The 10,983-nt window shown below is 60.6% G+C and carries 13 protein-coding genes; 12 read left to right on the top strand and 1 reads right to left on the bottom strand.

Annotated elements, in window-relative coordinates; translation table 11 throughout:
* Positions 1-21 precede the first annotated feature (21 nt).
* The 4 genes from mraY (at position 22) to GS620_RS11735 (ending at position 3,452) form a co-directional block, all read left to right on the top strand.
* Positions 22-1,104 (top strand): phospho-N-acetylmuramoyl-pentapeptide-transferase, encoded by a 1,083-nt coding sequence (gene mraY / locus GS620_RS11750; RefSeq protein ID WP_152458667.1) that lies wholly within the window; start codon positions 22-24, stop codon positions 1,102-1,104.
* On the top strand, positions 1,105-1,575 hold the full coding sequence (locus tag GS620_RS11745) for a hypothetical protein (protein WP_171205415.1): 471 nt from the start codon (positions 1,105-1,107) through the stop codon (positions 1,573-1,575).
* Entirely contained in the window at positions 1,572-2,972 is a 1,401-nt protein-coding gene (gene murD, locus GS620_RS11740) for a UDP-N-acetylmuramoyl-L-alanine--D-glutamate ligase (RefSeq protein WP_171615990.1), read from the top strand. The genes GS620_RS11745 and murD overlap by 4 nt, the downstream gene beginning before the upstream one ends.
* 105 nt (positions 2,973-3,077) lie before the next feature.
* Entirely contained in the window at positions 3,078-3,452 is a 375-nt protein-coding gene (locus tag GS620_RS11735; RefSeq protein WP_224853408.1) for a glycine zipper family protein, read from the top strand.
* On the opposite strand, the gene GS620_RS11730 is transcribed toward GS620_RS11735, so the two are convergent.
* Positions 3,434-4,630: an NAD(P)/FAD-dependent oxidoreductase gene (locus tag GS620_RS11730; RefSeq protein WP_171616154.1), complete on the bottom strand. Its 1,197-nt coding sequence runs from the start codon at positions 4,628-4,630 to the stop codon at positions 3,434-3,436. The genes GS620_RS11735 and GS620_RS11730 overlap by 19 nt on opposite strands.
* A 189-nt stretch (positions 4,631-4,819) precedes the next feature.
* Between GS620_RS11730 and GS620_RS11725 the strand changes: the two genes are divergently transcribed.
* From GS620_RS11725 to murB, 8 genes are all read left to right on the top strand, one after another.
* Positions 4,820-5,155 carry a cupin domain-containing protein gene (locus GS620_RS11725; RefSeq protein WP_152458662.1) on the top strand — a complete coding sequence of 112 codons (336 nt, stop codon included), beginning with the start codon at positions 4,820-4,822 and terminating at the stop codon, positions 5,153-5,155.
* Between the two features lie 227 nt (positions 5,156-5,382).
* A complete protein-coding gene (gene ftsW, locus GS620_RS11720) occupies positions 5,383-6,546 on the top strand; it encodes a putative lipid II flippase FtsW (protein ID WP_152458661.1) in 1,164 nt (387 codons plus the stop codon).
* Positions 6,546-7,643: a UDP-N-acetylglucosamine--N-acetylmuramyl-(pentapeptide) pyrophosphoryl-undecaprenol N-acetylglucosamine transferase gene (locus tag GS620_RS11715; protein WP_171615988.1), complete on the top strand. Its 1,098-nt coding sequence runs from the start codon at positions 6,546-6,548 to the stop codon at positions 7,641-7,643. The genes ftsW and GS620_RS11715 overlap by 1 nt, the downstream gene beginning before the upstream one ends.
* Positions 7,640-9,049: a UDP-N-acetylmuramate--L-alanine ligase gene (murC, locus tag GS620_RS11710; RefSeq protein ID WP_171615986.1), complete on the top strand. Its 1,410-nt coding sequence runs from the start codon at positions 7,640-7,642 to the stop codon at positions 9,047-9,049. The genes GS620_RS11715 and murC overlap by 4 nt, the downstream gene beginning before the upstream one ends.
* Positions 9,050-9,125: 76 nt before the next feature.
* Positions 9,126-9,374 carry a DUF2484 family protein gene (locus tag GS620_RS11705; RefSeq protein ID WP_152458658.1) on the top strand — a complete coding sequence of 83 codons (249 nt, stop codon included), beginning with the start codon at positions 9,126-9,128 and terminating at the stop codon, positions 9,372-9,374.
* Positions 9,371-9,637 carry a DUF2484 family protein gene (locus GS620_RS11700; protein WP_152458657.1) on the top strand — a complete coding sequence of 89 codons (267 nt, stop codon included), beginning with the start codon at positions 9,371-9,373 and terminating at the stop codon, positions 9,635-9,637. Before GS620_RS11705 ends, GS620_RS11700 begins: the two co-directional genes overlap by 4 nt.
* Positions 9,638-9,661: 24 nt before the next feature.
* Positions 9,662-9,955, top strand: coding sequence for a hypothetical protein (locus GS620_RS11695; RefSeq protein ID WP_152458656.1), 294 nt, complete (start codon positions 9,662-9,664; stop codon positions 9,953-9,955).
* Positions 9,952-10,878, top strand: coding sequence for a UDP-N-acetylmuramate dehydrogenase (gene murB, locus GS620_RS11690; protein WP_171615984.1), 927 nt, complete (start codon positions 9,952-9,954; stop codon positions 10,876-10,878). Before GS620_RS11695 ends, murB begins: the two co-directional genes overlap by 4 nt.
* Positions 10,879-10,983: the final 105 nt, after the last annotated feature.

The following is a 10,983-nucleotide window of genomic DNA, read 5'->3' as shown; positions in this document are numbered from 1 at the left end:
TCGTGTGAGAAAGGTATTGTCATGCTGTACTGGTTGACCGCTCTGTCGGACGGAGGGGATTTCTGGAACCTCTTCCGGTATATCACCTTCCGCGCAGGCGGCGCCTTCATGACCGCGCTGATCTTTGGATTCATCTTCGGAAAACCCCTGATCAACGTGCTGCGCAAGAAACAGGGCAAAGGCCAGCCGATCCGTGACGACGGCCCCGAAGGGCATTTTTCCAAGGCAGGCACGCCGACGATGGGCGGGTTGCTGATTGTCGGAGCTTTGGTCACGTCAACCCTTGTCTGGGCGCGGCTGGACAACCCGTATGTCTGGATGGTTCTTTTTGTGACCTTGTCTTATGCGGCCATCGGATTTGCGGACGACTATGCCAAGGTTTCAAAACAGAATACGCAAGGGGTCTCGGGCCGGATGCGCCTGGCGTTGGGCGTGATCATCGCCGTGCTGGCATCGCTTTGGGCGACGTTGCACCATCCCGAAGCCTTGCAGAACCAACTGGCTGTACCCGTCTTCAAGGACACGCTGGTCAATCTGGGCATCTTCTATATCCCCTTTGCGATTGTCGTGATCGTGGGGGCCGCCAATGCGGTGAACCTGACCGACGGTCTGGACGGGCTGGCCATCATGCCAGCGATGATCGCAGCCTCGACCCTGGGCGTGATCGCCTATGCGGTGGGTCGGGTCGACTTTACCGAATATCTCGATGTGCATTACGTGCCAGGCACTGGTGAGATCTTCATATTCACCTCCGCGTTGTTCGGAGCCGGCCTCGGGTTTCTCTGGTACAACGCCCCTCCGGCGGCAGTGTTCATGGGTGACACCGGATCGCTGGCCCTGGGCGGCGCGCTGGGTGCCATCGCCGTGGCCACCAAGCACGAGCTGGTTCTGGCCGTGGTCGGCGGCCTGTTCGTGGTCGAGGCGCTGAGCGTGATCATTCAGGTCCTCTACTTCAAGCGCACCGGCAAACGGGTCTTCCTGATGGCCCCGATCCATCACCACTATGAGAAAAAAGGCTGGGCCGAGCCGACCATCGTGATCCGCTTCTGGATCATCTCGCTGATCCTGGCGATGATCGGTCTGGCGACGTTGAAGGTAAGGTAAGTGTCAAAGTTTCTTGAAGGACTAAGGCCACATTTAGAGTGGGTTTCTAGTGCATTCCAAGCATTGGTCAGCGCCCTAGCGCTAGCATGGGGGCTTTGGTTTTCAGCCAGTGTTTTTACAGATGCTAACAACCCCCGATGGTGGATAGCCTATTTTATTGCTCTGCTTTTTTTGGCGGTAATACTCTACTGCCTGTTGACCCATGCCGTTCTGGTTTCACTTCGTGGCTTACAGCAGATAAAAGAAGATGAAGGTTACGAAAAGGTTGAGGAATTAGGCTGGAAGGCTCAAGTACGGATATTGGCTTTTTTTGTCGGATTTTCACTGGTTGTGTTACCCATCGTCCTTTCACAATTGTTCAACGCAAAAGAGGCGGCTTTCTTGATTGCCTGGGGAAGTTTGTTCCTGTTCCCATTGATGATTTGGTTGATGGTGACAGGGTGTTTGGCAAAAAAGGACCGAAGTGAATGATCCCGGTCAAAGGCTTTTCAGGACAGAAAGTCGCCGTTCTGGGGCTGGGCCGATCGGGTCTGGCCACTGCGCGTGCGCTGCGTACGGGCGGGGCGGAACCGGTGTGCTGGGATGACAATCCGGCAGCCCGTGAAACCGCCAAAGGCGAGGGTTTCACCTGCGCCGACCTGCGCAAGCATGGGGCATTTTACGACATCGCCTCGCTGATCGTTTCACCGGGCATTCCGCATCTCTATCCTGAACCGAACCCTGTGGTGGCGGCAGCCCTGGATGCAGGCGTGCCGGTGGACAATGACATCGGCCTGTTCTTCCGCTCCTTTGCCGGACCGGAATGGAACAACTACGACACCCCGCCGCGCGTGATCGCGGTCACGGGATCGAACGGGAAATCGACCACCGCCGCTCTGATCCACCACATTCTGACCGAGGCCGGTCGCGAGGCGCAGTTGGCGGGCAATATCGGGCGCGGTGTTCTGGATATCGATCCGGGCGGTGATGGTTCGGTCGTGGTGCTGGAGCTTTCCAGCTATCAGACCGAGCTGGCCCGCGCTCTGACCCCCGATGTGGCGGTGTTCACCAATCTGTCGCCCGATCATCTGGACCGCCACGGCGGCATGGGGGGATATTTCGCGGCCAAGCGGCGCCTCTTTGCCGAAGGCGGCCCGGATCGCGCGATCATTGGTGTCGACGAAACCGAAGGTGCGTTTTTGGCCGGGCAAATGTCCGAAGGGCCATCGGATGACCGGGTGATCCGTATCTCGGTGGCGCGGAAGCTGACCGGGCCGGGCTGGCAGGTGTTCGCGCGCAAGGGGTTCCTGTCGGAATACCGCAAGGGGCGGCAGGCGGGGTCTATCGACCTGCGCGCGATCAAGGGCCTGCCCGGTGCGCATAACCACCAGAATGCCTGCGCGGCCTACGCCGCCTGCCGATCTCTGGGCCTTGCCCCGCGCGTGATCGAGGATGCGCTGCATTCCTATCCGGGCCTGCCGCATCGCAGCCAGATCATCGCCGAGGCCGATGGGGTTACCTATGTCAACGACTCCAAGGCGACCAATGTCGACAGCGCCCTGAAAGCGCTTATGGCGTTCAAAAAGATCCGATGGATTTGCGGCGGTCTTGAGAAAGAGGGTGGCATATCAGCCCTGAACACGGCGACGGGCGAGGTCATCAAGGCGTATGTGATCGGACGCGAAGCGGCCGGTTTTGCGATGCAGCTCGAGGCTGATACGCAGGTCTGTACGACGATGTCAGAGGCCGTGGCGCAGGCCATGGAAGATGCCGAGGCAGGCGACACTGTGCTGCTGGCCCCGGCTGCTGCCAGTTTCGACCAATATGACAATTTCGAACAGCGCGGCGATGACTTTGCAACGCAAGTCAGGCGCAGGCTGGCAGAATAGCCATTTGCAATAGACCGCCGGCTGGGCCAAGCTTGGATGCTATCAGCTTGACGCGGCATCACTATTGGTTTTGCCTGCCTCCAGATTCAACACGAGGTTATGACTATGCCATTTCGTAGACTTTCTCTGATCCTGCCGGCCATTCTTGTTGCGGGGGCCTGTACGAACACGGGTGCCAACTATCAGCCCATCGTGGACGGCCCGGTCGGTCCGAACTACAACGTGGACTTGCAGCAATGCCAACAACTGGCGGCATCGCAGAGCAGCGTTGATGGCTCTACCGCGGGGAACGCAGCAATTGGCGCAGTTGGTGCCGCGGCCGTTACCGGGATCGTTCAGGACAGCAGCGACAATCTTGGTCGTGCGGCTGTGGCAGGTGCCCTGGTAGGCGCTGGCGCAGACGTCATCAACAAAAACCAGAACAAAGAAGTGATCGTGCGCAACTGCATGCGCGGACGCGGCTACAACGTCGTAGGTTGACGCCCGGCGGCAATTGCAACACCTGCGGCATGGCCTGACGACCATGCCCACTGGAAGTTGTAGCCGCCCAACCAGCCGGTGACATCCACCGCTTCGCCGATTGCATAGAGGCCGGGGACATCCTTGGCCTCCATCGTTTTCGAGGACAGGTCATCCGTGTCGATCCCGCCCAAGGTGACTTCGGCGGTACGATACCCCTCGGTCCCCGACGGCACCAGTTGCCACGCAGACAGGGCCGAGGTCAGCTCGGTCAGTTTCGCGTCCGACTGATCCGCCAGCTTCCCGGACATCGGAATGACCCGGCACAGATAATCGACCAGCCGGGCCGGCAGATGCCGCGCCAGTTCAGTGGTCAGCGCCTTGCGACCCGCGCTTTGCCGCTGTGCGCGCAACAGATCCAGCAGCGGAAGGTCGGGGATCAGGTTCACCCGGATTGCCTCACCTTCGCGCCAGTATGACGACAGCTGCAACACCGACGGCCCGCTGAGACCGCGATGGGTGAACAGCAGCGCCTCGTCGAAGCTGGCGCGATCATTCGACAGTCGCACGGGCAGTGAAACGCCGGACAGGTCCCTGAACCGCCCATCCGAAAAGGTGAACGGCACCAGCGCCGCCCGCGTCTCGGTCATCCGCAACCCAAATTGGCGCGCGATGTCATAGGCCAGCCCGGTTGCGCCCATCTTGGGAATCGATTTCCCGCCCGTTGCCAGCACCAGATTGGTGCAGGTCAGATGCTGCCTTTGCCCGTCACACTCCACCTCCAGTGCAAAGCCGCTTTCGGTCTTGCGCAGATCGCGCAACGAGGTTTGTATCCACAGCTCTGCTCCTGCACCGCTCATTTCATCCAGCAACATCCGGATGATCTGTTTCGAAGAGCCATCGCAGAACAACTGGCCCAGGGTTTTTTCATGCCAGGCGATGTTGTGACGTCCGACCAGATCGATGAAATCCCATTGCGTGTACCGTGCAAGGGCGGATTTGCAGAAATGCGGGTTTCGCGACAGGAAGTTGCCCGGCCCGGCATGGATGTTGGTGAAATTGCAGCGCCCCCCGCCCGAGATGCGGATTTTTTCGCCGGGTGCCTTGGCGTGGTCAATCACCAGCACGCGCCCACTGCAATGGGCCGCACACATCATGCCGGCAGCCCCGGCCCCAAGGATGATCGTGTCGTAGGTCATGCGCGGGGGATGGCGTGGATTAAACAAGATGGCAAGAGCCCATGCCGAAGTCGCGCGGCGCGCGCTCGCCGCGTTCTCGCAAATCTCAGGTCGGCTGACAGGGCGATTGCCAGAGTTCCAGCGCACTGACATGCTGTGGCCATACCGCAAAGATGTTTTGACAAGACAAACTGGCAAAAGGAACTCTGAATGCAATTCCCCGAATTTATTTCGTCATTTCCAAAACTGGATGTGCCTTTTCCTGAAGATGTGGTGCAGACGGCCGTCATTCGATCAGATGCAGGGCTGGTCGCTTTCTTCACTTTTCTCAAAGACATGGAGCTTCCCCTGCATTCGCATGGTGCCCAATGGGGGACGGTGGTTGAGGGTGAAATTGAACTCACGATCGGTGGCCAGACCCGCATCTACCGCCCCGGCGACAGCTACTCGATCCCAAGCGGAGTCGCGCACGGAGGGACCATCAAGGCGGGGTCTCGCGTCATTGACGTGTTTGAGGAACCCGACCGATATCCGATCAAGGAATAATGCATAGCAACCCGCCTTTTTGGATCAACGCGCGCCGCTCCGCTAAGCGGAGTGCCCAAAGCTGCAACATCCACGGGCCGCCACGTGCAGCCGGGGGTGCTTTGGGCCTGGAAGGTCGATTTATGCCTTGTGGCTTCATCCTACTAGCCCAAACACAAAAATCCCTGTAGAGTCTCAACCAGACCCCGAAAACGGGGCGTTGACGAGGCAGAGAGTGGCGGTATCTCATGACTGAGATGGTGTATGGCGCGGTCCAGGACCAGCGCGGAGAACCGATTCTACCGAAATGGTGGCGCACAATCGATCGCTGGACGATGTCCTGCGTTCTGATCCTGTTTGCCATCGGTCTGTTGCTGGGGCTGGCGTCTTCGCCGCCGCTGGCCGGGCGAAACGGGTTCGATCCGTTCCACTATGTCGAACGTCAGGCCATCTTCGGCGGATTGGCGCTGATTGCGATGCTTCTGACCTCGATGATGTCGCCGACGCTGGTGCGTCGTTTGGCGGTGCTGGGTTTCCTGGGGGCCTTCGTGGCACTGGTTTTCCTGCCCGTGTTCGGGACCGACTTTGGCAAGGGCGCGGTGCGCTGGTATTCGTTGGGGTTCGCCTCACTGCAACCGTCCGAGTTTCTGAAGCCCGGCTTCATCGTCGTTGCTGCATGGCTGCTGGCGGCCTCACAAGAGATCAACGGCCCGCCGGGGCGGATCTGGTCGTTTGCCCTGTGCATGGCGATTGTCGGTATGCTGGTGATGCAACCTGATTTCGGTCAGGCCTGCCTGATCCTGTTCGGCTGGGGGGTGATGTATTTTGTCGCCGGGGCGCCGATGCTGCTGCTGGTTGGAATGGCCGGGTTTGTTGTTCTGGGCGGTATGTTCGCCTATTCCAATTCTGAACACTTTGCCCGCCGTATCGATGGCTTTCTGAATCAAGAGGTCGATCCGACCACCCAGTTGGGCTATGCCACCAACGCCATCCGCGAAGGGGGGCTGTTCGGCGTCGGCGTGGGTGAGGGGCAGGTCAAGTGGTCGCTGCCGGACGCGCATACCGATTTCATCATCGCGGTCGCGGCCGAGGAATACGGCCTGATCCTGGTGCTGATCATCATCGCGCTTTATTCGTTGGTCGTGGTACGTTCGTTGCTGCGCCTGATGCGGGAACGCGACATGTTCATCCGTCTGGCGGGCACCGGTCTGGCCTGCATGTTCGGCGTGCAGGCGATGATCAACATGGGTGTTGCGGTTCGTCTGTTGCCCGCGAAGGGCATGACGCTGCCTTTTGTCAGCTATGGCGGCTCATCCCTGATTGCAGGGGGTATTGCGATCGGAATGCTGCTGGCCTTCACCCGAACCCGCCCACAGGGCGAGCTTGGCGAAATTCTGCGCGGACGAGGATAATGGGGACTCCATACCTGTTGATTGCTGCTGGCGGGACCGGGGGGCACATGTTCCCGGCTCAGGCGCTGGCCGAGGCGATGCTGAACAAGGGCTGGCGCGTGCGCCTGTCTACCGACCCGCGCGGCGCCCGCTATACCGGTGGTTTCCCGCACTCGACCGAGATCGTCGAGGCATCATCGGCTACATTCGCGCGTGGCGGTCTGGCGGCCAAGGCCATGGCCGGCCCCAAGATAGCCGGTGGCGTGGCTGCCATGGTGTTCCAGATGATGCGGGACAAGCCCGACGTCGTTGTGGGTTTCGGCGGGTATCCCTCGATCCCGGCGCTGAGCGCTGCGACCATGCTCAAAATCCCCCGCATGATCCACGAACAGAACGGGGTGCTGGGGCGTGTGAACCAGTTGTTCGCCACCCGCGTCGCGCAGGTGGCCTGCGGTGTGTGGCCCACGGACCTGCCCGAGGGCGCACATGGCATCCACACCGGCAACCCGGTCCGGTCCGCCGTTCTGGACCGCGCTGCGGCCGGTTACATTCCGCCGGGTGATTATCCGATGTCGGTCCTTGTCATGGGCGGGTCGCAAGGCGCACGCATCCTCAGCGATGTGGTGCCCGCTGCCATCGCCGCACTGCCCGAAGAAATCCGCACTCACATCCGCGTGGCACATCAGGCCCGGGACGAGGATGGCGAGCGCGTCACAGCCTTCTACAACGAACACGGCATCCGCGCCGACGTGCAGCCCTTCTTTGATGATGTCCCCCGTCGCATGTCGGATGCCCAACTGGTGATCTCGCGGTCTGGCGCGTCCAGTGTTGCCGATATCTCGGTCATCGGGCGCCCGTCGATTCTGATCCCCTTTGCCGCCGCCGCCGGAGATCATCAGACGGCGAACGCACGTGGGTTGGTACAGGCGGGCGGGGCCATCATGATCCCGGAAAAGGCACTTGACGTTCCTGCGCTGACACAGCAAATCACCACGGTTCTCACGAACCCCGAAGCCGCACAGAAAATGGCCCATGCCGCCTTGTCCGTCGGGGCACCTGACGCCACCGAGCGTCTGACGGCCCTCGTCGAGCAATTGGCGCAGAAGGAGACCGCATGAACCCAGCAACCAAACTGCCGCAGGACGTAGGGCCGATTCACTTCGTGGGGATCGGCGGGATCGGGATGTCAGGTATCGCCGAGGTGCTGCTCAATCTGGGGTACCGGGTGCAGGGTTCGGACCTCAAGGCATCGAAGATCACCGACCGGCTGGCAAGTCTCGGGGCCGAGATCTTTGTCGGTCAACGCGCCGAAAACCTTGAAAACGCGGCCGTTGTGGTTGTTTCGACCGCGATCAAACCGGGCAATCCGGAACTGGACGAAGCGCGGGCACAGGGCCTGCCTGTTGTCCGCCGGGCTGACATGCTGGCCGAACTGATGCGGCTGAAATCCAACATCGCCATTGCCGGGACCCACGGCAAGACCACCACGACCACCATGATGGCCGAACTGATGGTGGCAGGGGATTTTGACCCGACCGTGATCAATGGCGGCATCATCCATGCCTATGGCTCGAACGCCCGTATGGGACAGGGCGAATGGATGGTGGTCGAGGCCGACGAATCCGACGGCTCGTTCAACCGCCTGCCCGCGACCATCGCCATCGTCACCAATATCGACCCCGAGCATATGGAGCATTGGGGCGATTTCGACAAGCTGCGCGCGGGTTTCCATGAATTCGTCTCGAATATCCCCTTCTACGGGCTGGCTGTGTGTTGCACCGACCATGCCGAGGTGCAGACGCTTGTCGGCCGCATCACCGACCGCCGCGTGCGCACCTATGGCTTCAACGCGCAGGCCGATGTGCGGGCCGAGAACCTGACCTACAAGGGCGGCGTCGCGCATTTCGACATTCACCTGCAATACGAAGACAAGGTGATCGAAGGCTGCACCCTGCCGATGCCCGGCGACCACAACGTTTCCAACGCTTTGTCCGCCGTGGCTGTTGCCCGCCATCTGGGAATGAAAGCCTCGGAAATTCGCGAGGCACTGGCCAATTTCGGTGGCGTCAATCGCCGCTTTACCAAGGTCGGAGAGGTCGACGGTGTCACCATCATCGACGACTATGGCCACCACCCCGTTGAAATCACTGCAGTCCTGAAAGCCGCGCGACAGGCGACCGAAGGCCGCGTGATCGCCGTGCACCAGCCGCACCGCTATTCGCGCCTGTCCAACCTGTTTGACGATTTCTGCACCTGCTTCAATGACGCCGACGTCGTGGCCATCGCCGATATCTTCGCCGCCGGAGAGGACCCGATCGAAGGCGCATCGCGCGACGATCTGGTGCAGGGCCTGATCCGTCACGGCCACCGCCACGCCCGCGCGCTGTTTGACGAAAACGATCTTGAGCGGCTTGTGCGCGAGCAGGCCCGCCCGGGCGATATCGTCGTCTGCCTCGGGGCCGGTACGATCAGCACCTGGGCCAATGGTCTGCCTGAGAGATTGCAACGAAAACAAGCTGTTTGACTTCTCTTCTGTTTGGTGCACAACCTGAAAGTGTAAAAAGTTGCCCGCAGCCGCCGCATGTCCTCGGAGGGGACAGATGGACTATTCGATGATCCTTGCCGCCCTTTGGGTGATCTGCGCCACGATCGTGGCGTTCTTGCCGATGCGAATGCAGTTTCCGCCGGGCGTGACCCTGCTGATCTGCGCTCCGGTTCTGATCGTCTGGCTGGGTTATGATCACGGTTGGTTCTGGTCGGTTTTCGCCTTCGGCGGATTCGTTTCGATGTTCCGCAACCCCATCCGGTATTACTGGCGAAAATGGGTGCGCGGGGAGGTCATGGAATGAACTGGTCCATCGTCCTTGCCGGTCTTTGGGGCGTTTCCGCGAATCTGCTGGCAATGATCCCAAGCAAAGACAACCACTGGACACGCGCCTATATCCTGATCGCCGTGGGCATTCCGATTCTGGGGTATGTCACCTATCAGAACGGCCCGTGGATCGGCTTGCTGGTGCTGGCCATGGGTATGTCCGTGCTGCGCTGGCCCGTGATTTATCTGACCCGTTGGACAAAGATGAAAATGCAGGGCATGAAGGCGGCTGACGAATAACCGGCCAGTTTCAGGAGGTCCGCCATGGCGTCCGTCGCCACATTTGCCTATCTGCCAATTCTTTCTTTCCTGCTAGGTGCCGCCGCCGGTTTCACGGCGGGCCGTTGGCTGGGCCTGCGCGGCTTGTTGTGGCTGATCGGTCTGGCCTCGGCCGTCGGGCTGGCGTTGATCGTGGTGCTGGCCGGTATTGGCACCGGCGAAGAAGAACAGGCGTTCGGCCCGCTGGTCTGGCTGACCGCCGGCGTTCTTCCCTTTCTGTTCGCTGCAATCATGGGCGGTGTGGGCGGACGCAGCCTGGCGGTGCGTGCAGACGCATGACAACGTTTCCCGTTCCGAAAGGTCGCCTGTCTCGGGCGCGGCCTCTCTCTGAGCTCACATGGCTTCGCGTCGGCGGCCCGGCCGATTACCTGTTCCAGCCTGCCGATATCGAAGACCTGCAAGCCTTCCTGCGGGAACTGCCCGCACAAACCCCGATCTTTCCGATGGGTGTTGGTTCGAACCTGATCGTTCGGGATGGGGGGCTGCGGGCCGTGGTGATCCGGCTGGGGCGCGGGTTCAACGCGATCTCGGTTGACGGCAACACGGTTACGGCAGGGGCTGCGGCGCTGGATGCGCATGTTGCGCGCAAGGCGGCAGATGCCGGTGTCGACCTGACCTTTCTGCGCACCATTCCGGGCTCGATCGGCGGCGCGGTGCGGATGAACGCGGGCTGTTACGGCAGCTATACGGCGGATGTTCTGCGCAAGGCCACGATTGTCACCCGGCAAGGCGCGCTTGTGGACCTGACACCCGAAGACTTGAACTTTCGCTATCGCCGGACCGACCTGCCGGAAGGCGCAGTGCTGATTTCGGCTGTGTTCGAGGCCCCTGCAGGCAATCCCCAAGATCTCCATGCCCGTATGGCGGCGCAGTTGAAAAAGCGCGACGAAACCCAGCCGACCAAAGATCGCAGTGCGGGGTCGACCTTTCGCAATCCAGCCGGGTTTTCTTCGACCGGGCAGGCGGATGACGTGCATGACCTCAAGGCGTGGAAGGTGATCGACGACGCCGGAATGCGCGGCGCGACGCTTGGCGGTGCGCAGATGAGCCCGAAGCACTCGAATTTCCTGATCAATACCGGCGCGGCCACCGCTGCCGACCTTGAAGGTCTTGGCGAAGAGGTGCGAAAAAAGGTTTACGAAACAAGCGGCATCACGCTAGAGTGGGAAATCATGCGGGTCGGTGATCCGCTGACAGAATAAAGCCCCAACCGTCAGACCATAACAGGCAAATTCAGGCGACGGATCAAAGGCATAAACGCAGTACGGACCACCACATAAGGTCCGGGGACATTGAGGCGCACATTG

The sequence above is a fragment of the Ruegeria sp. HKCCD6428 genome (assembly GCF_013110595.1).
Lineage (GTDB): Bacteria > Pseudomonadota > Alphaproteobacteria > Rhodobacterales > Rhodobacteraceae > Ruegeria.
Note: the sequence above shows the minus strand (reverse complement) of the source record. Positions and strands in the feature narration are given on the sequence as shown.